Annotated in this window: 16 protein-coding genes; 8 read left to right on the top strand and 8 right to left on the bottom strand. The window is 39.1% G+C overall.

Annotation, left to right across the window (positions count from 1 at the left end; genetic code table 11):
- The first annotated feature begins 303 nt into the window (after positions 1–303).
- Both U859_RS0117910 and U859_RS0117905 read left to right on the top strand, forming a co-directional pair.
- Positions 304–3,531: an amidohydrolase family protein gene (locus U859_RS0117910; RefSeq protein WP_025144705.1), complete on the top strand. Its 3,228-nt coding sequence runs from the start codon at positions 304–306 to the stop codon at positions 3,529–3,531.
- A 76-nt stretch (positions 3,532–3,607) separates the two neighbouring features.
- Positions 3,608–3,871, top strand: coding sequence for a hypothetical protein (locus U859_RS0117905; protein ID WP_025144704.1), 264 nt, complete (start codon positions 3,608–3,610; stop codon positions 3,869–3,871).
- A 40-nt stretch (positions 3,872–3,911) separates the two neighbouring features.
- Here U859_RS0117905 and U859_RS0117900 read toward each other — a convergent pair whose 3' ends face one another.
- Positions 3,912–6,125 carry a B12-binding domain-containing radical SAM protein gene (locus U859_RS0117900; RefSeq protein ID WP_025144703.1) on the bottom strand — a complete coding sequence of 738 codons (2,214 nt, stop codon included), beginning with the start codon at positions 6,123–6,125 and terminating at the stop codon, positions 3,912–3,914.
- Positions 6,126–6,330: 205 nt separating this feature from the next.
- Between U859_RS0117900 and U859_RS0117895 the strand changes: the two genes are divergently transcribed.
- Entirely contained in the window at positions 6,331–7,047 is a 717-nt protein-coding gene (locus tag U859_RS0117895) for a hypothetical protein (RefSeq protein ID WP_025144702.1), read from the top strand.
- 34 nt (positions 7,048–7,081) lie between these two features.
- On the opposite strand, the gene U859_RS0117890 is transcribed toward U859_RS0117895, so the two are convergent.
- The 3 genes from U859_RS0117890 to U859_RS0117880 all read right to left on the bottom strand — a co-directional run bounded on the left by U859_RS0117890 (position 7,082) and on the right by U859_RS0117880 (position 9,045).
- The gene (locus U859_RS0117890; protein ID WP_025144701.1) at positions 7,082–7,363 is read right to left on the bottom strand and encodes a DUF5615 family PIN-like protein; all 282 of its coding nucleotides are present in this window, start codon (positions 7,361–7,363) and stop codon (positions 7,082–7,084) included.
- Positions 7,347–7,589, bottom strand: coding sequence for a DUF433 domain-containing protein (locus tag U859_RS0117885; RefSeq protein WP_025144700.1), 243 nt, complete (start codon positions 7,587–7,589; stop codon positions 7,347–7,349). Before U859_RS0117885 ends, U859_RS0117890 begins: the two co-directional genes overlap by 17 nt.
- 265 nt (positions 7,590–7,854) lie before the next feature.
- The gene (locus U859_RS0117880; RefSeq protein WP_025144699.1) at positions 7,855–9,045 is read right to left on the bottom strand and encodes an NAD(P)/FAD-dependent oxidoreductase; all 1,191 of its coding nucleotides are present in this window, start codon (positions 9,043–9,045) and stop codon (positions 7,855–7,857) included.
- A gap of 54 nt (positions 9,046–9,099) precedes the next feature.
- On the opposite strand from U859_RS0117880, the gene U859_RS0117875 reads away from it, so the two are divergent.
- Both U859_RS0117875 and purE read left to right on the top strand, forming a co-directional pair.
- Positions 9,100–10,239 (top strand): 5-(carboxyamino)imidazole ribonucleotide synthase, encoded by a 1,140-nt coding sequence (locus U859_RS0117875; protein WP_025144698.1) that lies wholly within the window; start codon positions 9,100–9,102, stop codon positions 10,237–10,239.
- A 90-nt stretch (positions 10,240–10,329) separates the two neighbouring features.
- Entirely contained in the window at positions 10,330–10,848 is a 519-nt protein-coding gene (purE, locus tag U859_RS0117870; protein WP_025144697.1) for a 5-(carboxyamino)imidazole ribonucleotide mutase, read from the top strand.
- A 138-nt stretch (positions 10,849–10,986) separates the two neighbouring features.
- Here purE and U859_RS0117865 read toward each other — a convergent pair whose 3' ends face one another.
- The gene (locus U859_RS0117865; RefSeq protein ID WP_025144696.1) at positions 10,987–11,550 is read right to left on the bottom strand and encodes a YqgE/AlgH family protein; all 564 of its coding nucleotides are present in this window, start codon (positions 11,548–11,550) and stop codon (positions 10,987–10,989) included.
- A gap of 46 nt (positions 11,551–11,596) precedes the next feature.
- On the opposite strand from U859_RS0117865, the gene pdxH reads away from it, so the two are divergent.
- Entirely contained in the window at positions 11,597–12,247 is a 651-nt protein-coding gene (pdxH, locus tag U859_RS0117860; protein WP_025144695.1) for a pyridoxamine 5'-phosphate oxidase, read from the top strand.
- A gap of 622 nt (positions 12,248–12,869) precedes the next feature.
- On the opposite strand, the gene U859_RS0117855 is transcribed toward pdxH, so the two are convergent.
- Genes U859_RS0117855 through U859_RS0117845 form a run of 3 tightly spaced genes read right to left on the bottom strand, consistent with a single transcriptional unit; the run spans position 12,870 to position 18,529 of the window.
- Positions 12,870–13,784, bottom strand: coding sequence for a DUF1735 domain-containing protein (locus U859_RS0117855; RefSeq protein ID WP_162799983.1), 915 nt, complete (start codon positions 13,782–13,784; stop codon positions 12,870–12,872).
- A 21-nt stretch (positions 13,785–13,805) separates the two neighbouring features.
- Positions 13,806–15,407 carry a SusD/RagB family nutrient-binding outer membrane lipoprotein gene (locus U859_RS0117850; RefSeq protein WP_029985916.1) on the bottom strand — a complete coding sequence of 534 codons (1,602 nt, stop codon included), beginning with the start codon at positions 15,405–15,407 and terminating at the stop codon, positions 13,806–13,808.
- Positions 15,408–15,418: 11 nt separating this feature from the next.
- Positions 15,419–18,529, bottom strand: a complete 3,111-nt coding sequence (locus U859_RS0117845; protein WP_025144692.1) for a SusC/RagA family TonB-linked outer membrane protein — start codon at positions 18,527–18,529, stop codon at positions 15,419–15,421.
- Between the two features lie 560 nt (positions 18,530–19,089).
- Here U859_RS0117845 and U859_RS0117840 point away from each other — a divergent pair.
- On the top strand, positions 19,090–19,983 hold the full coding sequence (locus U859_RS0117840) for a 3-hydroxyacyl-CoA dehydrogenase family protein (protein ID WP_025144691.1): 894 nt from the start codon (positions 19,090–19,092) through the stop codon (positions 19,981–19,983).
- Positions 19,984–20,014: 31 nt separating this feature from the next.
- A complete protein-coding gene (gene ruvB / locus U859_RS0117835; RefSeq protein ID WP_025144690.1) occupies positions 20,015–21,037 on the top strand; it encodes a Holliday junction branch migration DNA helicase RuvB in 1,023 nt (340 codons plus the stop codon).
- Positions 21,038–21,304: the final 267 nt, after the last annotated feature.

Below are 21,304 nucleotides of genomic sequence, written 5' to 3'. Positions count from 1 at the left end.
GAAAAAATCATCTTTAGAAAAGATTATTAACTTTGCCATATAAGACAGATTCCATGTTGGAAACGCAGTTTGCTGATTAAATGTTTTCCTTAGCACCGTCACCCTGAATTCATTTCAGGGTCTGAATAGCAAGAAAGATGCTGAAATAAATTCAGCATGACGATCTTAGTAAACTCCATTTATTCAGATTGAAATATTAATTAAATCATCAAAACTCTCACCAGTGGTGAGATAAATACATTCCGATAAAAAACTACTTCAAAGAAAAATACACGAATTATTCAAATAACCATCCAATACATAATGAAACACCTCTATTTTTTATCTGCTCTTTCGCTATTATTTTTCAGTTCTTATGCTCAGGAAAAAAAATGGGATATCGAAAAATACCAGGGCACTACAAAAAACTTCACCTTAAACACAGATGAAGGCACCTGGATGAACCTTGATGTAAGTGCCGACGGACAGGAAATTGTTTTTGACTTATTAGGCGATATTTATGTGATGCCGATAACTGGTGGTGGTGCAAAACTGATTAGCGGAGGCGCGGCCTGGGATGTGCAGCCAAGGTTTAGCCCTAATGGAAAGTACATTTCTTATACGAGTGATAAAAGCGGAGGTGATAATATCTGGATCATGAACCGTGATGGCTCAGGTAAAAAGCAGATTACCAAAGAGAGTTTCAGGTTACTGAATAATGCAACCTGGATGCCTAATAGTGAATACCTCGTGGCCAGAAAACATTTTACCGCAAGCCGATCGTTAGGTGCCGGTGAAATGTGGATGTACAGCATAAATGGCGGCGATGGTGTGCAGTTAACCAAACGTAAAAATGATCAGCAGGATGCTGGAGAGCCTAATGTTTCGCCAGATGGAAGGTATGTTTATTTTAGTGAAGATGTTAGCCCTGGCCCAAACTTCGAATATAGCAAAGATCCAAACGGTACCATTTATGCCATTCGTCAGCTTGATTTAACAACAGGAAAATTAACGACTTTGATTAATGAACAAGGTGGCGCCTGCCGTCCGCAGGTTTCGCCTGATGGAAATCTGATCGCTTTTGTAAAACGGGTAAGGTTAAAATCTACTTTATATGTTCAAAATCTTAAAACAGGTGAAGAATGGCCGGTAAACGAAGATTTATCACACGATCAGCAGGAAACCTGGGCTATTTTTGGCGTTTACCCGAATTTCGCATGGACACCAGACAGCAAAAGCATCGTTTTTTACGCCAAAGGAAAAATCAGGAAAACCGAAATAGGTACATTGATTAATAGCATCATTCCTTTTCAGGCCAATACCATTCAAACCGTGCAACAGGCTTTACATTTTGAGCAGCAGGTTTTCAGCAATGAATTTTCAGCCAAAATGCTAAGACAGTTAACAACTTCACCTGACGGCAAAACAATAGTCTTTAATGCTGCAGGATTTTTATATAAACAGGAATTATCAGTAGGAACGCCAGAGCGGTTAACTAGTGGATTGGATTTCGAGTTTGAACCGGCTTTTAGTCCGGATGGGAAATATGTTGTTTACACCACCTGGAGCGACGAATTACGCGGAGCTATCAAAAGGACCGATCTAAAATCAGGAAAAACCATTACCCTTAGCGATGAAAAAGGCTTTTATTATTCTCCGCAATATTCGACCAAAGGCGATAGGATTGTATTTAGAAAAGGAAGCGGAAATGATGTTTTGGGTTACAATTATGGCCGTGGAACCGGTATTTTCATGATGCCGGCCAACGGAGGAGCAAAAACTTTAATTTCTGACAATGGCATCCGTCCACAGTTTAACAATACAGATACCCGCATTTATTTCCAGAGTTATGCAGATGGTAAAAAAGCATTAAAAAGTATCGATTTAAATGGCGCAAATGAAAGGACGCATTTCACTTCTCAATACGCCAATCAGTTCGTCATCAGTCCCGATAACAAATGGGTAGCATTTAACGAGCTTTTTAATGTGTACATCACCCCAATGATAAACATTGGAACTGCACAGGATGCTTCAGCAGGGAATAAAGCCATTCCGGTAACCAAAGTAACTACCGATGGTGGAACCTATATCCAATGGAGTGCCGATAGTAAAAATTTACACTGGACATTGGGACCAAAATATTTTACTGTTGATGTAAACAGCGCTTTCAACTTTGATGGAACTACACCAAAAACTGAAGCATCATCAATCGATATTAACCTGGTTTTAAAATCCGACATCCCTACCGGAATTGTGGCTTTAAAAGGTGCACGGATTATTTCGATGAAAGGTGATGAAGTAATTGAAAACGGAACTATCCTTACCGATGGAAACAAAATTACCGCAATTGGAAAATCAGATGCCGTAACCATTCCGGCCAATGCCAAAGTGATTGATGTAAATGGCAAAACCATTATGCCTGGCATAGTTGATGTTCATGCTCATTTACGCACCAGTCCGGATGGAATTACGCCTCAGAGCGACTGGAGCTATATGGCCAACCTGGCTTTTGGGGTAACCACTTCGCACGATCCATCGAGTAATACTGAGATGGTTTTTAGCCAAAGCGAAATGCTTAAAGCAGGTAGAATGGTTGGTCCGAGGGTTTATTCTACAGGATCAATTTTATATGGTGCCGATGGTGATTTTAAGGTGGTGATTAACAGTTTAGACGATGCTTTAGCCAATTTACGCAGATTAAAAGCCGTTGGTGCTTTTTCGGTAAAATCATATAATCAGCCACGTAGAGAGCAGCGCCAACAGATTTTAGAAGCCGCACGACAGTTAAAAATGGAGGTTGTTCCTGAAGGCGGCTCAACATTTTTCACCAATATGAATATGGTTGCCGATGGGCATACCGGAATTGAGCACAGTATCCCGGTTTTACCGGTGTATAAAGATGTAACTACGCTTTGGAACAATACCGAAGTAGGCTACACTCCCACTCTGATTGTGGCTTATGGCGGTCAATGGGGCGAAAATTATTGGTACGATAGAACCAATGTTTGGGAAAACGAAAAATTGATGACTTATACCCCACGCTCCATTATAGATGCGAGGGCAAGACGCAGGACCACTTCTGAATACAGCGATTATAACCACATCGATATTGCAAAAGCAACCAAACAGATTGCCGATGGTGGTACAAAAGTTAATCTTGGTGCACACGGGCAAATCCAGGGTTTAGGTGCGCATTGGGAACTGTGGATGTTGGTTCAAGGTGGTTTTAGTCCTCTGCAGGCCATTAGGGCCGCAACATTAAATGGCGCAGGCTATTTGGGTATGAATAAAGAAATTGGTTCATTAGAGGTTGGTAAACTGGCCGACTTGGTTATAATGGATGCCAATCCGTTAGATGATATTAGAAATTCGGAAAAAATTAAATATGTAATGATCAATGGCCGCCTTTACGATAGTGCAACATTAAATGAAGTGGGCACAAGAGAAAAATTAAGAGGCAAACTTTGGTTCGAAAATGCAAGGGGAAATGGTTACATCATTCCAAATGGCGAATCAGAAACCTGGACATTTACGGTTCCGCATTGTGATTAAGTTATACATTTTTAAGCTACCTAAAGAACATGAACTTTTTTAAGTTGATGTTCTTTAGGTGGTAAATTAAATCAATATGAAACCAAATAAACTTTATACAACCGCTTCAGTTATATTCTTAATATTAAGCATACTGGTTTTCTCTTATAGCGGCTATTACATTTTGGGCATCCAGACTGTAAACTTATTCCTTGCGCTTATTGCGATGGCTTACATCACATCTTTTATAGCGTTGATGAAAAACCGGAAATCCATTATTTCGTGGTTATTACTCATCTTAAATTCGATTATACTCATCTGTATTATCTATTTTCTTACGCATTTTAAAATGAAAATGTGATTTTAGTGATGTTTGAGATAGAAAGACGATTAAATTGTCATTAAAGCACCAGCAAACCGTATTCTCTTAACGTATTAATAGGTTTCGAATACCAGAATAATTCGAAGTTTTCCAATTCCTGTTCAAAATCGGCTTTGACTTCCTGAAAAGTAAATACTTTCTCATTCGAGATCGAAATTTTATCTAAAACAGCACTTAACCATTCCCCTTCGCTTTTATTCGTTTGTACTGTAAAGGTTTCTTTTTTATCGTGAAAAGTAAGCGATGCCATTTCCCAGGTATTGCCTTTTTTCGATTTGGTGAAATAATCAGCCGAAGGTTTCCCTCCTATCCATACTACTTTTGCGGTAGGTTTGGTATTAAAATGATCTCCGTCATTTAAGGCTTTTTCAATAAAATCAGCTGGGATTTTCGTCCTTGGGATTTTAAAATCGAACCAATCCTGCAGTTCGTAGTCAAAACAGATTCCATGCATAAAATTGAAAAGCGATTTCTTCAACCCAAAGCTGAATTTATTGTGATCGATACCTGTTTTATCGGTATAGTTAATATCATTGTTGGCAAAAGTTCCAATCACTTCGGTTTCTTTTACTACGCCAAATTTTTCGGGGTACATACCTACCGGACTATGTGCCGTCATGGCAAACTGATGCCAAAAACCCGATTGCAATATCCCAACTTCAAACAGCTGGCGCACCATTTCTAAACTATCAACAGTTTCTTGTATAGTCTGTGTTGGATAGCCATACATTAAATAAGCATGCACCATAATCCCTGCTTCAGTGAAGTTGCGGGTAACCCTGGCCACTTGTTCTACTGTTACGCCCTTATCGATCAGCTTCAGCAAACGATCTGATGCTACTTCCAGTCCACCCGAAACAGCAATACAACCTGAAGCCTTAAGCAACAGGCATAAATCCTGACTAAAACTCTTTTCAAAACGGATATTCGTCCACCAGGTAACGGCTAATCTCCTTCTGATAATTTCTAAGGCCACTTCACGCATCAATGCTGGTGGAGCTGCTTCATCAACAAAATGGAAACCATTCTGTCCGGTTTTCTCATATAGATCCTCAATCCGGTCTACAATTAATTTAGCAGCAACAGGTTCGTAAACTTTAATATAATCAAGAGAGATATCGCAGAAAGTACATTTACCCCAGTAACAGCCATGCGCCATGGTGAGTTTGTTCCAGCGCCCATCGCTCCACATGCGGTGCATCGGGTTAACAATTTCAATTACTGAAATATATTTATCTAAAAGCAGACCTGTGTAATCGGGTGTGCCTACATCTGCTTGTTTGTAGTCATTTCTGAAGGCATCGTTACGATAAAGCACTTTGTCATTTTCCAGCAAAAAAGTCCTCTTGTAAAAATGGGCTTCAGCAGGAATAGGATGTGTGATGTTATGGTATAAAAGTTCTATCGGAAGCTCTCCGTCATCCAGGGTGATGTAATCGAAAAACTCAAATACCCTTGCATCTGATAACGATCTTAATTCGGTATTCGGAAAACCACCACCCATAGAAATTTTAATTTCAGGATGATTGGCCTTTATCCATTGTGCACAGCGAAAAGCACTGTACAGATTGCCAGGAAAAGGAACTGAAATCAGAAATAATTTAGGCTGTACCGTTTCAATTTTCTCTTTTAAAACCGAAATCAGGATGTGATCGATGTAAGTAGGTTCTTTTAATAATGCATTATATAATTCATCAAAAGAATTCGCACTTCTGCCTAAACGTTCGGCATATCGGCTAAAACCAAAATTTTCATCGATACATTCTACAATATAATCGGATATATCCTCGAGATAAAGTGTGGCCAGATGTTTTGCTTTATCCTGGGTCCCCATGGCTCCAAAAGCCCAGTCTAACTCTTCTAACTGTGAAAAACGTGAAGCCTGAGGTAAAAAATCATCGCTGCAGATCTGCAAAGCTAATGTTGGGTTTTTTCCCTGCAGAAATGCAATTACTGCGTCAATAGTTTTTAAATATTCGTCCTGTAAAGCGAAAATACGTTTTGAATTATCGCTTTTTGGTCTTCGGATTGCACTTTCACCCTGCTCAGTGTGACCAAATAAATCTTGTAAACCATTTTTAGAGAACAATTTCAAAATTACTTCGATCCCTAAATCGGCTTGGGTTGCACTGATATTTTTGGTATTCAGAAAACCTTTTATATACGCCGTTGCTGGATATGGGGTATTCAGTTGGGTAAACGGCGGCGTAATGGCAAATATTTCGGTTTTCAAAAGGAATTGTTTTTTATGCAAAAGTACGGGATTTTTGGAAGTTTAGCGGTGTAATTTTAGCACCATTACACTAGCTGAAGGTAAACTGCGATTAATTTTCAATGTTTTCTGTGATTCCGTGGCTGTATTGGTCTTTGAGCTGAATGGCAAACTAAAAGCACAAACCAAACGTTTTAACCTTACATCAATACCTTTTTCTGCCTGAATGAAAGTTTTTTATTTATCCATCCTGATGCTCTGTGCGCAAATCGGTTTTGCGCAAAAAACATTTATTTTTCCAAAAATCAAAGCACAAGGATCTTCTGTTGAACAGTTTACTCCGCCAAACTGGATGATTATAGATCAAGTTCACGGCGATTTAAATAATGATGGTTCAGAAGATTTAGCGGTAGTTTTTGAATACAACAAACCGATTGATGAAACAAGGGTTTATGGCGACAATAGCAGCGCCATTATAAAGGAAACACAAAAACCGAGGATTTTGGCCATATTTTTTAAAGATAAATCGACAGGTGCTTTAAGTTTATCTACACAAAATAACGATTTCATTTTACGCTCCGAAGAAGGTGGTAAACTGGGAGACCCACTGCAACAAATTGCGATTAAAGACCAACAACTTTATCTCCGTTTTCAAGGGGGGGCAGAATGGCGCTGGGAATTGGGCTATACCTTTAAATTTGAAAACAAAGATTGGTTTTTAACCAGTGCCATTAATCTTTACTTTAACCAAAATACTGGAGATATGACCGAGAGGGTTTACGATTTTAAAACACGGGAATTATTTACCACCGTTGGTAACCTGCACAGAAGGGATATTGCGAACCGCAGAACAAGTGAAGTATTATATTTTTCTGAACTGAGAACGTTTAGGACATTTAAAAAGCCCTGGGCCTGGGAAATTATGCCGAATGTTTATTTGTAGGTGATTATGTTAGTGCCAACTTTAAGATTCGATTTCAGTAATAATAAATTTGAGGTATAAATTCCTTTAATGTCAGATAAGTATTATCAAATGCATTCAAAACGATTATTGGAAGTGTATATTTTGAAAAATTTTGTTGAAACTGAAGATTTTTATCAAAAGTAATCAATACATCAAATTCATCGGCAATCATTAATTTCAGTAATTCTCCATTCTTAACACCGTTCCAGCCCATGTCACGAACAGTATAAATCTCATGTTCTTCGAAATGTTCTTTTAATCTTTTGGGAAGGTTTTCATCAAGAAGCAATTTCATAGATTTTATCTATATGATCTGATGTTATCAATTTATTAGCAACTTCTAAAACACTAATAACTTGCTTCTTAGAAACACTTGGAAAATCTTCTAAAAATTCGTCAATGGTAATTCCCTTTTCGACATGGAAAAATAAGGTTTCAACTGGAACTCTTGTACCTGCAAAAACAGGTAAACCTCCCAAAATATCGGCGTTGGTTGAAATAATATCTTTTAATGATTCCATAGTATATCAAATTTACTAAATTTAATCGTAAGTTTCAAACCTCGCAGGTTTTGAAAACCTGCGAGGTTTATTTTAACTATCCCTTAATAACCAGTGTTTTAGGTTAAATAAACCTGATAAAGTGGAAAGCCCGGAGCGAGGAACGAGTGAGGACTTGAAACGATAGCAGGGCTGCAAATCCGAAGCACTACAGCCGTTCATTTTCAAAATAATATTTGACCACTTTAGTCTCCTGAGGACATTTAAGTAGAGCGACTTACAACCCTTAAATATGCTGCGCAATTACAAAGCCACTGGCCCAGGCCCATTGAAAGTTATAACCACCCAACCAACCGGTTACATCTAAGCATTCGCCTCCAAAAAACAGGTTCGGGATTTTTTTACACTCCAGCGTTTTAGAAGAAATTTCGTTGGTATCAATTCCGCCACGCATCACCTCGGCCTTATCATAACCTTTATCGCCTGCGGGCTTCACTTTAAAGTGGTGGATCGTTTGTTCAATTAAATCGATTTCTCCTTTAGTTAATGCAGCAACAGGTTTATTTAAAGGCAAAAACTTACCTAATGCATCGGTAAATTTCCTGGTATAAATCCGGCACAGCAGCGTCGACAATAAAGTTTTACCATTTGTTTTCCTTTCTTCATCCAATAATGCTGCGATATCCTGATGGGGTAATAGATTCAGGTTGATGCTTTCACCCCTCCTCCAGAAAGATGAAATCTGCAAAATAGCCGGACCGCTTAACCCCCAATGGGTAAAAAGAATATTTTCTTCAAAGGAAATTTCATCATTGCTGACTTCACAAAAAACAGAATTGCCCGAAAGCTGTGCAAACCATTCCTCATCCTTGCCGGTAATGGTTAAGGGAACCAAAGCCGGAGCAGTTTCTACAATTTTCAAATCGTGTTTTCTGGCAAAACGCAAGGCAAAATCGGTAGCACCCATTTTCGGAATTGGTAAACCACCAGCGGCAATTACCAGTTTAGCTGCCGTTAAAACCACTGTTTTACCATTTTTCTCATAACTTACTTTAAAGCTGTCAGGTAATATTTCAATATCCTTTACATCAGCACTGCACCTAATTTCCTGTCCGAAATCTTCACAGATAGACGTAAAAACCTGTACCACATCTTTGGCATTTTTATCATCAGGGAATAATTGTCCCAATGTTTTTTCTTTGCCCTCAATGCCATAAGTTTCAAAAAAACTGATGGTATCATCAACGGTCCACTGGGTAAAGGCAGATTTAATAAAATGAGGATTGGCAGATATAAACTGCTCAGCTGATGCGAATTGATTGGTGTAATTGCAACGGCCGCCACCAGAAATTAAAATTTTGGCGCCAGGTTTTTCATTTTTTTCGAGCACAATTACTTTTTTACCCAGATAGCCTGCCTGCACCGCACACATCAATCCGCAAGCACCTGCACCAATAATTATTGCATCAGCATTCATCAATAAAATTTATTATGGTTACTTTTGTGCAAAAATAGCATTATTTTCAAGCGCATGGCAAAACAGATTAGCGAATTAAAATTAGGTATTTTAGGTGGCGGACAATTGGGCAGAATGCTCATCCAACAGGCAATTAACTACAATGTAAGCACATTGGTTTTAGATCCTGATCCTGATGCTCCCTGTAAACATATCTCAAATTATTTCGAAAATGGCTCTATTACCGATTTTGACACCGTTTATAACTTCGGAAAGAAAGCCGATATCATTACCATCGAAATTGAAAAAGTAAATATCGATGCGCTTGAGCAGCTCGAAAAAGAAGGTAAAAAAGTTTTTCCTCAATCGAGGGTTATCCGTTTAATTCAGGATAAAGGTGTACAAAAACAGTTTTTTAAAGAAAATGACATTCCTACCTCCCCTTTCCAGATTGTAAATACCAAGGAAGATATGGAGAATAGTCCTTTTCATTTCCCATACATCTTGAAATTGAGGAAAGATGGTTATGATGGTAAAGGCGTGATGAAAATCAATAGTGCTGCTGATCTGGATAAAGCATTTGATGCTCCTTGTATTATTGAAAAATTAGTCGATTTTGAAAAAGAAGTCGCCGTAATTGTGGCCCGTAACGCAAATGGCGATATGAAAACCTTCCCAATGGTAGAAATGGAATTTAATCCGGAAGCCAATTTAGTAGAGTTTTTGATTTCTCCATCAACTTTTGCTGAAAGCTTGCAGCAAAAAGCAGAAAATATTGCTAAAAATATCGCTTCGGCAATGAACATCACCGGGATTTTAGCGGTTGAGATGTTTGTTTGCAAAGATGGAGAGTTATTGGTTAATGAGGTAGCCCCTCGTCCGCATAACAGTGGTCACCAGACTATCGAAGGTAACTATGTTTCTCAATTTGAACAGCATTTACGTTCCATCTATAATTTACCACTTGGCGACACCAGCAGTATTACCAATGCCATCATGATCAATCTGCTTGGAGAAAAAGGTTTTGAGGGTGTGGCCAAATATGAAAATTTAGAAAAAATACTGGCTATTGATGGTGTTTATGTTCACCTTTATGGTAAAAAATATACCAAGCCTTTCCGCAAAATGGGACACGTAACCATTGTAGATATCGACAGAGATAAAGCAATAGAAAAAGCAAGGTTTGTACAAAAAACATTAAAAGTAATCGCTTAAGCCCCCTGGCCCCCTGGAGGGGGAACTAATAGCAGGGTGGTAATACAAAAAAGCTTAAAGGACAAATAAATATAAGATTAAACGACATATATGAACTTTGGAAATTCAAAGTCCCCTTCAGGGGATTTAGGGGCATTAGTAGGAATTATCATGGGAAGCAAATCGGATTTGCCAGTGATGCAAGATGCGGCTGATGTATTAAAAGAATTTGGAATAAATTATGAAATAACGGTGGTTTCTGCGCACAGAACACCAGAACGTATGTTTAATTATGCTAAAGAAGCACAAGGCAGGGGTTTAAAGGTAATTATTGCCGGTGCCGGCGGTGCTGCACACCTACCTGGCATGGTGGCTTCTATCACAACATTACCCGTAATTGGTGTTCCGGTTAAATCATCAAACTCTATTGATGGCTGGGACAGTATTTTATCGATCTTGCAAATGCCAAATGGTATTCCTGTGGCAACAGTAGCCTTAAATGCGGCTAAAAATGCAGGTTTACTGGCTACGCAGATCTTAGCTACAGCTGATGAATCTTTAACGGTTAAAATGCAGGCTTATAAAGATGAGTTGAGAAGAAAAGTTGAGGAAAGCGCTGAAACAATGTAATAAAGGACTAAGACAAATTCTTAAAAAGAGTCGTCATTCCCGCGCAGGCGGGAATCTTAAAGCTTATTGCATTACGATTCCCAATCAAGTTGGGAATGACGCTCTAACTATGCTTGTCTAGAAAATCAACACTCCAAACTAATTCAAACTCGGATCTGCCGGGAAATTACTGATATGTGCATATTTCGGCCCCAGGTTTACAATTACATCTCTCCATAACTTTTCATCGTCGTTACTGAAAATAAGATCCGGATTAAAAGTATCACTCACCATCCATGCATTTTGATCTATTTCCTGATCAAGTTGTCCATTGCCCCAGCCTGAATAACCCATAAAAAATTTCACTTCATCCTGGCTTATAGCATTGGTATTTAAGAGAATTTTAAGTGTTTCAAAATTCCCACCCCAATACAAACCATTTCCAATAGGTTCGCCACTTTGCAATTTATCATAACACCTATGGATAAAATGTAAGGTATCCGCAGCAACAGGTCCGCCGAAATAAATATAGTTTTTTGCATCCCATAAGTCCTGGATTACATCGTTCAGGATCAGGTTTCCTACTTGATTGAGGATGTAGCCCACCGTACCATCATCGCCATGTTCGGTTAACAATACCACAGATCTTTTAAAATTGGGATCGGCCATAAAAGGTTCTGAGATGAGTAAGCGGCCTGTTTTTGGTTTTATATTGTTCAGCATGATGATAATCATTTGTTACACCGTAAAAGATGCCTATTTTTGTTGTATGCAAGTTACAAATGAATTTCTACAAAACCTGCGCCAAGATTATAAAAGCGCTTCGCTGGATGAATCTGACGTTGATGAAGATCCGATTGTCCAGTTTCAAAAGTGGTTTCAACACGCGGTTGATGCCCAAATATATGAACCCAATGTAATGACTTTGGCTACAGCCGATAAAGCTGGGCGTCCAGATGCCCGTATTGTGCTGTTAAAAGGGGTTGATGAAGACGGCTTTAGATTTTTCACCAATTATCTCAGTGCCAAAGGGAAAGAACTAAAACGCAATCCTTATGCAGCTTTGGTATTTTTCTGGCCTGAACTGGAAAGACAAGTAAGAATTGAAGGAACGGTAGAAAAATTAGATAAAGAAACTTCTGAAGCTTACTTCAATACCAGACCAATTGCCAGCCAGATTGGAGCTGTTGCTTCGCCACAGAGCCAGGTTATTCCAAACAGATCATTTCTGGAAGAAAAATTTGAAGAACTTAAAGCTAAAAGTACCGATAAGGGAGTTGCTAAACCAGCGCATTGGGGCGGTTATATTGTAAAACCAACCAGAATCGAATTTTGGCAAGGGAGAAGAAGCAGGTTACACGACAGGATAAACTTTGAACTGATAAAAGGTGCCTGGAGCAAAACCAGGTTAGCACCATAAATGGCTTTAAAAAATAAATAGAGATCGGCTATCCAGCAAGATCTCTATTATAACTAATCATTAACTAACCTAAATTTACTAGGAAGTACCTTTATTAAAACGTCTGCATTTTTATAAATGCCGACAGTAATTTTCTTTTATTTTATAAGCAATTTTATTACTTTTTTGTTTTTCTTGATGGATCAAAAATCCTTAAAAAAGACATTAAAATGAAGCAGGTATCGATGAATAATTGCTTTGTGTCGATAAACAAAACACATCCTAACTGTTACATTTTATTTAACAAAAATTAACGTTATATTTTTGTTAATCAGTATTTTAAAGCATAAACAAAAAGTAAAAATTTAGTATTAACGGGTTACTATTTCGTTGTAATAAGCTGCGAAGAATCGTCATTGCGAGAAGGCTTTTTCAGCCGACGAAGCAATCTTTCTTGCAAGAATTACTTGCCGGAAAGATTGCTTCGTCGTACCTCCTCGCAATGACGAGTTTTTATTGAGTCTGTCAATGATAGCTTGTTTAGGGCCTTACATAAAATCAACTTATTTAAGGCGTTTCGACAGGCTCAACGTGACAAATAGAAATGAGTTATTCCATTTAATTACTTTATTTTCAAAAACTTTTACCTCGCACTTGCGTACTTAATCACCAATGTCATATCCCGGGTGGTACTGGTTGGGTTCCACCTGAAGTTTAACGTAAACGTTTTGGTAGCCGGATCGTATTTATTGTCTTTACCAGCTATATTAGCAAGTGTGGTATTACCCAAAGAAGTCATGGTTACCAGGTTTGTGGCAGGATCTACCGTAGCCCTAAGGTTATCGATACCCGAAACGCCTGATGTTCCGCCGGCCCATTTTAAATTGGTAATTTCTACCGCTGTCGCACTTACGGTGCTCAGGGTTAAATTCGGGTTACCGGCAATACTTCCACTCAAGGCATCGTTTGCAGGTACTCCGGGGGCTGTATAACGCGTTACACTGCTTCCTGCTCCAACTGTATATATCCCGTCGTAAGCGTTTTTGGCATTAATTTTAAATAAACCACTTCCATAATTGCCGCTAACGGTTCCGCTTGAAGTAGATTTAACCACTACACCCAGAGCATAACTTTTACTGAAATCGAATGCGCTTGTTTTAAGTTTGATGTGAAATATGCCCTGTTTCTGTCCTTTTGGTATGGTAACGGTATAAGATGGAACAGTGTACAGACTAGCATCCAGGTTGGTTAAAACAGCAGTAGAAGTCGACATTGCACTCACTATTGTAGCATCAAGTCCTAAAGTAACAGTTACATCTTCTGGTGCGCCGTTTACACCAGTATAGTTGATTAAAATCGGACAATCTACTTCTGTTACCGCATCAAAAGATTTAGTTACCGAAGCATAAGCGGTAGAACTTGTTCTCGAAGGCAGATCAGCTAATTCTACGATACCGCTAGATCCATTTTCGGCATAAATACCATCCTGCTTGGTGCATGATGAAAAGCCCACTGCCATAGCCAACAGTGCAAAGCCTAATTTTTTATAATTTTTCATATCTATTTTCATATCTAAAAACTAGTTAGTATTTACGTCCCAAAAGATTTTTGAAGTATAAGCGTTCAAACCAGTGGGAACATTCGGATTTAAATTATACTCTGTAGTTGGATACAGGTTTCGTACAGGCAAGCGGTCTGCTGCTGTAGCCGATGACTGCAACGACACAAAAGTTGTAGTTGCTGCCGTGCCCGATATAGCCGGATAACCTGTTCTTTTATATTCCTGCCAGGCTTCGAAACCATTTACAAAATTAAGGGCAATGTATTTTTGTGTAATAATGGCTTCCAAACGTTGTGCTGCAGTAGTTGCCAAACTGTAGTTAACGAGATAGCTGCCTGAATTTGCTGCTTTATAAGCTGTTAGATAGGCATCCAAAACAGCACTGGTAGCCGATGTAGTGGTTGCACCCGATTTTTGAAGGTAATTGTAAGATGCCCTGATCCCGTTGTCGAAATTGGTTGCTGCATCACCTGATAAAGTATGACCTTTTAAAGCTGCTTCGGCAAGCAAAAAGTAAGTTTCGGCAGCTGGCATAATCAATTGCCCCATTACCCTGCTCTTTATTATTCCCTGTGCTGCAGGGGCACTTAAAGCTGTTCCAGTACCAATATACCAGGCCGGGTAGCCAGAAATCCACGAAGGTACGTTGCTTTCGTTGCCCAATTGATTGGTTGGTGTAGTGTTAGCCGCATAATTTTTATAAATCAGCGCACCACGTGTGGCGTCGCTTAGTTTTGTGCCGTTATAAAAAGAAAAAATCCATTTTGTTGGGATTTGCTGAGCTGCATAAGCGCCATTACTACCTGTGTAGGTTGAATGATAAGTATTCCACAGCGGATTTTGACGCGCACTTGTGCTTACATAACCTGGATCAATCAGTACATCACTGGTTAAAAAACCTTCTGAAGAAAAAGTACCAAAAGCAGTAGCTGAGAAAGAAGCTAAAGGCCCATCCTGTGCCCTTGTTAAAATGCGCAATTTAATGTTGTTTGCAAATTGAATCCATTTGGTAACATCGCCTCCAAACATCACATCTGCCGAACCTAAAGCTTTTACCACAGTGCTCGATCCATTGGCTTTAAGCTGTGCAATGGCAGCGTCGATTTCTGTTACCAACGATTTATAAATCGTTGCTGCATCATCATAATGTGGCGTAAGGTTATCAACACCAGCTAAACCTTCTGTATAGGGCACATTACCATACTCATCTACCAGAATCTGATAATAATAGGATTTCATTACCCTTGCAACAGCATTAAACAGCACATATTTGCTTACGCCAGAAGTTGAAGTAATGATATACTGATAACTTCTTAAATCAGAAAACGCACTATTAAAAAGGCCATTATTTGTTCCGGAGTTCCAGTTATAGGTAAAAAAAGTCGATCCGGAAAAAGAATAACCACCCGCATTGGCCTGATAACCGGCCATCCACGCACCATAATTAAAGTAAGTAATAAAATTTGAGGCCGTATTGTTTAAGGTAGCAGGCAAAACCAGTTCTGGAGAAGAAGAAGTTGCCGAATTGGTATTTTCGTTGATATCCAGGTAACTTTTTTTACAGCCAGGAGCGGCAAAAATGATAGTTAAAAGGACAGTTAATTTTAAAAATTTTTTCATAATTCTTTTCATTAGAAAGTTAATGATATAGTTCCGCCATAATATCTTGTTGGAGGCGTCTGTGATAATGAAGTAATACCTACAGCGTTACTGTCTGATCCGTTATTGCTGTAATCAGGATCGGCATATTCGTTCGATTTTGGCAACCAGATAAATAAATTTCGACCCTGCGCACTGATTGTTGCCGATTTAATAAATTTCACATTGCGTAATACTGAAGATGGAAGTTTGTAAGCCAATGCCAGCTCCCTTAATTTCCAGTAATTTCCCGAATACACATAGTTACTGGTTACACTTGAATACAAACTGCTGCTCGTCCAAAAGCCAGCACCGCCATCTGATACAGTAACGCTGTTATTGGCTACATAAGTTCCACTGGCCGAATCGTAATATGATGAATTAGGAAAAACAAACTTTTCTCTGTTGTAATAAGCACTTCTGGCCGATGAACCAGAAAAGTCATAAGTAGAACCTGCCGTGCTATATTGTACATAGTTAGACCTGTACTCAAACAATCCAGATAAGGTCAAACTTTTGTATGAAAGTTGAAAATCGAGCCCTAATCTGTTTTTAGGAATGGTATTACCCAAAATATTTCCTTCCGTTTTTCCTACAGGATAACCAGTGTTTTTATCAACCACTACCCTGCCTTCCGAATCGCGGATATAATCAGACCCGATAATTACCGGATAAACACTACCCACCTGACCAAAAATGGTTGAACTGTTGCTCACCCCAATACGGGTTAAGTCGTTAGAAAGCGATACTAATTTGTTATTATTATAAGTATAGTTACCACCAAGCGTTAATTTCCAGTCTCCTTTTCTAATCGGCGTAAAGTGCAGTGCCGTTTCCAAACCTTCGTTAGTTAATTCGCCGGTATTTAAAAGGTAATAGTTATAACCTGTAGTTACCGGAACGCCAGCTGTAATGGCCTGCCCGGTAGAGCTGGTATTATAATAGGTTACCGTTCCATCAACTAAACCTTTAAATAATCTAAAATCTACACCACCTTCATAACCTGTCGTAATTTCTGGCTTCAGATTATTCGACACTAAAGTATTATTAGGGGTATAACCTGTGCCATAACCGTAACCTGTTTGAGAATCGAAGGTTGATTGCAGTGAGTAAGCGCCACCATTTGTAGTATTACCCACGTTTACGTTACCCACTTTTGAAACTCCTGCCCTGATTTTCAGGTAATCTATAACCTTACTGTTTTTCAGGAAACTAAAAGCATCAGTCGGGATAAACGATACATCTGCTGCAGGATAGAAAAATGATCTGTTTGCCGGAGCAAGCACCGAAACCCAATCGTTCCTGCCTGTTACATGCACGTACAGGTATTTTTTATAACCAACAGTTACATCGGCCCATACCCCGTATTGACGCGTATTGTAATTCGCTTCACCAGCAGATGGTGTTCCGGTAATGTTACCCAAATTATACAGTTCACTTACCTGCAAACCACTGCCTGAAGCATTAAGATCTTTATAGACATAACTTTTTAAAGATGTTCCAAGCAAAGCATTGAAAGAAAAATCTTTCACATCTTTTTTAATATTGGCAAAAAAGTCGGTACTAAAGTTACTCGTGTTAAGCATTTCATCACTCACCCCACTGCTTTGGTTTGTTTTAGCAGAATGATCTAAAGTGTATTGCGTATAATTATAACCTGTGGTACTATTCTTGTTCCTGTAGTAACGGTTAGAGATAGCAGCTCTGTAAGTAAAATCCAACCAATCAGCCGCTTTATATTTCAACTCCAGTAATCCGGTCAAATAATCGTTGGTGGTATTTTGCCTGTAATTATCTATAGACCAGTAAGGGTTTTTATAGTAATCATTATAATAACTATCAGGATTCCCCCAGCCCGTTGCATCCTGCCAGTTTGAATACGACAATAAAGGTATCTGTGCAGGTGTATTTAACAGGTTATCATAAACTGTAGAAGTCACACTGGTAATATCGTACTTATTCTGTGTATAACTGGCATTATAATTTGCCGTAAATCTTTTACTAAAATTACGCGAACCATTAAATCTTATGGCTGCCCTGGTGTATTTATCTTTTGGCGTGGTTCCAGATCCATCTAAATACTGTGCAGATAAGTAAGTTGATGATTTTTCATCAGCGGATGAAATAGAAAAATCGGTTTGGTTAGATACCCCTGTTTTCCAAAAATCATATTTATCATCGGTAGCCGAATAAGGCGTGTACTGTTGCGCACCGCTTTCGGTTACACGGCCAATTGCTCTTAAAGTTCCATCAAATGCCGGACCATATTGCTGGTTTTCAATCGGATCGTACACCTGTGCACCGGAAGTTGAACCAGACCCGAAACGGTTCTGCAATAAGGGATAGTAGCTCACCTGTTCCAATACTGTGGTATTAGCCACTTTGATTACTGGTGTTCCGATTTTACCTTTTTTGGTGGTGATGATCAAGGCACCGTTAGATGCATCAGAACCATATAAAGCGGCCCCACTTGCACCGTTCAATACGGTGATATCATCAATATCGTCGGGATTTAAATTTCCTAAAATGGCATTTGGTACTACAGCACCATCCAATACAATAAGCGCCTGGTTATTACCGGTAATGGAGCGGTTACCCCTCAATACCAAACGGTAACTTGGGTTTACGCCACTACCAACAGCGTTAATCTGCAAACCCGGCACTTTACCTACCAAACCTCCGGCAATGGTTGGCGATTTACCAGCAGTTAACGATTCGTTATCTATCCTGGTAGAAGCATACCCCTGCTCTCTGGCCGTTCTTTTAATACCTCCGGCTGCAATTACCACTTCATCCAGACTGTTTACATCAGATTCAAGCGTAATGTCAAGGTTTTTGGCATTCACATTCTGTTCTCTTGTTTTGTAGCCGATAAAAGTAAATACAAGGGTTTGAACACCCGATGATACTTTGATGGAATAAACTCCGTTGGCCCCAGTGGTTACGCCATTGTTTGTTCCTTTCACTTTTACACTTACCCCGGGAAGTGGTAAGCCGTCTTCTTTGGCCGATACCACCCCGGTAACGGTTCTTTCTTGCGCCGAAACCTTGGTTGCCAGCAAAACAATAAAGAACAACAAACACTTTAGTAGTTTTCTTTTCATTTACATTTTTAGTTTAATAAGTTAATAATGTGTCTGAAAAATTAATCACAACAAGAATCGCAACAGAAGCCAATGCCCAGCTTTAATTGAAACATGTAAAATGGTTAGTTAAATTTTTCACCATACACGGAAAATGAGAGGAGATCCGGTCCGTTACGAACAAATGCGGTGATTAATAATTCAGCCTCTAATAAAAAAGAATGGCAACAACTAAAATTTTAAGAAACGACGAACAGATATTTTGTATCGATAAATCGTTTTAACAATGTTAAATGATCCTTTTTAACAGAATATTTAAATATTTTTTATTAATAGATAAAAAAAGTACAAAAAACATTAGATTTTAACTAAAAAACCGACTCAACAACTAAAACACTATTCAAAAAAACCGTAAAAAAGATAAAAAAAAATCAAAACAAACTTCAAAAGTTAAAACATTACAACAAAAACAACAAATTCACCAATCAAAAACATTTAAATCGACTCAATTTTATAATAAGCAAAGATTAACGTAACTCAGTTACAAATAAGTAAATTCGCTTTTTTAAATCCGTTAAAAGATGAAACAAATCGCAGTTATAGGATCTGGTACAATGGGAAACGGTATTGCCCATACCTTTGCACAATTTAATTATCAGGTAAACCTGATCGACATTAACCAATCTGCTTTAGATAAAGCCATAGAAACGATTAGCAAAAACCTCGACAGGCAAATTACCAAAGGTACCTTAACCGAAGAGCAGAAAAACATTACGCTTCACAATATCACTACCTACACTTCAATAAAAGACGGCGTTCAAAATGCCGATTTAGTGGTAGAGGCTGCAACCGAAAATGTAGAACTTAAGCTTAAAATTTTTAAGGATTTAGATGAACATGCTCCCGCACATGCCATTCTGGCCTCTAATACATCTTCCATTTCCATTACGCAGATTGCTGCAGTAACTGGCAGAGGAGATAAAATAATCGGGATGCATTTTATGAATCCTGTTCCGGTAATGAAACTGGTTGAAGTTATCCGCGGTTATGCCACCAGTGATGAGACGACCAATACCATTATGTCGCTTTCTCAAAACCTCGAGAAAGTCCCCGTAGAAGTAAATGATTACCCTGGTTTTGTAGCCAACCGCATTTTAATGCCAATGATTAATGAAGCCATTTACACGCTTTACGAAGGCGTTGCAGGTGTTTACGAAATCGATACCGTAATGAAATTAGGAATGGCTCACCCCATGGGTCCATTGCAATTGGCCGACTTTATAGGTCTGGATGTTTGTTTGGCCATTTTAAAAGTACTGCATGATGGTTTTGGCAACCCGAAATATGCGCCATGCCCTTTACTGGTAAATATGGTTGCTGCAGGTAAAAAGGGCGCCAAAAGCGGCGAAGGCTTTTATAAATACACAGCGGGCTCAAAAGATCTGGTAGTTTCGGATAAATTTAAAAAATCCTAATTTTTTTAGCATTTAATTTTATATTTGCTGTATGAATGAGCATCTGGATCCTGAAGCAAACAACTTAACCCCTACCGATCGTGATATTGAAAGGGTTTTAAGGCCGCAGGCTTTTGAAGATTTTACGGGACAGGAAAAAGTGATGGAGAATCTGAAGATTTTTGTTCAGGCAGCAAAACTCCGTGGAGAAGCTTTAGATCATGTGCTTTTACATGGCCCTCCGGGATTGGGTAAAACCACTCTTTCACATATCATCGCCAACGAAATGGCTACGGGCATTAAGGTAACCTCTGGTCCTGTTTTAGATAAACCCGGCGATTTAGCAGGCTTGTTAACAGGCTTAGATGAAGGCGATATTCTTTTTATTGACGAGATTCACCGTTTATCGCCCCTGGTAGAAGAATACCTGTATTCGGCCATGGAAGATTTTAAGATCGATATTATGCTCGAAACCGGCCCTAATGCCCGTTCGGTGCAGATATCCCTTAATCCTTTTACGCTTGTTGGCGCGACAACCCGTTCCGGCTTGTTAACCGCTCCATTACGGGCACGTTTTGGTATTAATGCCCGCTTAGCTTATTACGATGCCAAATTATTAACGACAATTGTTTTACGGTCATCTGAGATATTAAAAACACCGATCAGCGATGAAGGTGCTTACGAAATTGCCCGCCGTAGCCGCGGTACACCCCGTATCGCCAACGCACTTTTACGGAGAACAAGGGATTTCGCACAGATAAAAGGAAATGGAAATATCGATACCGAAATTGCCCGTTATGCCTTAAATGCACTCAATGTAGATGAGCACGGTTTAGACGAAATGGATAACAGGATTCTGGTTACCATTATCGATAAATTTAAAGGTGGTCCGGTGGGTTTAAAAACCATTGCAACTGCCGTTGGAGAAGATGAAGGCACTATTGAAGAGGTTTATGAACCCTTTTTGATCCAGGAAGGTTACATTATGCGTACCTCACGGGGCCGGGAGGTTACTGAAGCAGCCTATAAACATTTAAAGAAGAATTATCCGGGTCAAACGGGGAAGTTGTTTTAACATCTTTGCTATTCCTAGTTAGGCCGTCATTTCGAGCGTCTGGTGAGATCTTTGATTTTTATTTAAAAGGCTGAGTCTTTCCGATCCAGTCGAAAGGATAAAAACTTAGAAAAAATTAGCCGTCATTCCCGCACAGGCGGGAATCTTAATGCACCCGAGTAAAGCATTAAGATCCCCAATCAACCCGATAGCTATCGGGTTGGGAATGACGAAACGCGGCTAACCCAGAGTCCCTGTTTGAAAGATTTCGCGACTGTACTGCTGTCG

The organism is Pedobacter jeongneungensis (assembly GCF_000633455.1).
GTDB classification, from domain to species: Bacteria; Bacteroidota; Bacteroidia; order Sphingobacteriales; family Sphingobacteriaceae; genus Pedobacter; species Pedobacter jeongneungensis_A.
This window is presented reverse-complemented; position numbering and strand designations above follow the sequence as displayed.

Coding starts and splice junctions, on each gene's coding strand:
- U859_RS0117910 (WP_025144705.1), top strand. CDS start 304: ATGAAACACCTCTATTTTTTATCTGCTCTTTCGCTATTATTTTTCAGT.
- U859_RS0117905 (WP_025144704.1), top strand. CDS start 3,608: ATGAAACCAAATAAACTTTATACAACCGCTTCAGTTATATTCTTAATA.
- U859_RS0117895 (WP_025144702.1), top strand. CDS start 6,331: ATGAAAGTTTTTTATTTATCCATCCTGATGCTCTGTGCGCAAATCGGT.
- U859_RS0117890 (WP_025144701.1), bottom strand. CDS start 7,363: ATGAAATTGCTTCTTGATGAAAACCTTCCCAAAAGATTAAAAGAACAT.
- U859_RS0117885 (WP_025144700.1), bottom strand. CDS start 7,589: ATGGAATCATTAAAAGATATTATTTCAACCAACGCCGATATTTTGGGA.
- U859_RS0117880 (WP_025144699.1), bottom strand. CDS start 9,045: ATGAATGCTGATGCAATAATTATTGGTGCAGGTGCTTGCGGATTGATG.
- U859_RS0117875 (WP_025144698.1), top strand. CDS start 9,100: ATGGCAAAACAGATTAGCGAATTAAAATTAGGTATTTTAGGTGGCGGA.
- purE (WP_025144697.1), top strand. CDS start 10,330: ATGAACTTTGGAAATTCAAAGTCCCCTTCAGGGGATTTAGGGGCATTA.
- U859_RS0117865 (WP_025144696.1), bottom strand. CDS start 11,550: ATGCTGAACAATATAAAACCAAAAACAGGCCGCTTACTCATCTCAGAA.
- pdxH (WP_025144695.1), top strand. CDS start 11,597: ATGCAAGTTACAAATGAATTTCTACAAAACCTGCGCCAAGATTATAAA.
- U859_RS0117855 (WP_162799983.1), bottom strand. CDS start 13,784: ATGAAAAATTATAAAAAATTAGGCTTTGCACTGTTGGCTATGGCAGTG.
- U859_RS0117850 (WP_029985916.1), bottom strand. CDS start 15,407: ATGAAAAAATTTTTAAAATTAACTGTCCTTTTAACTATCATTTTTGCC.
- U859_RS0117845 (WP_025144692.1), bottom strand. CDS start 18,529: ATGAAAAGAAAACTACTAAAGTGTTTGTTGTTCTTTATTGTTTTGCTG.
- U859_RS0117840 (WP_025144691.1), top strand. CDS start 19,090: ATGAAACAAATCGCAGTTATAGGATCTGGTACAATGGGAAACGGTATT.
- ruvB (WP_025144690.1), top strand. CDS start 20,015: ATGAATGAGCATCTGGATCCTGAAGCAAACAACTTAACCCCTACCGAT.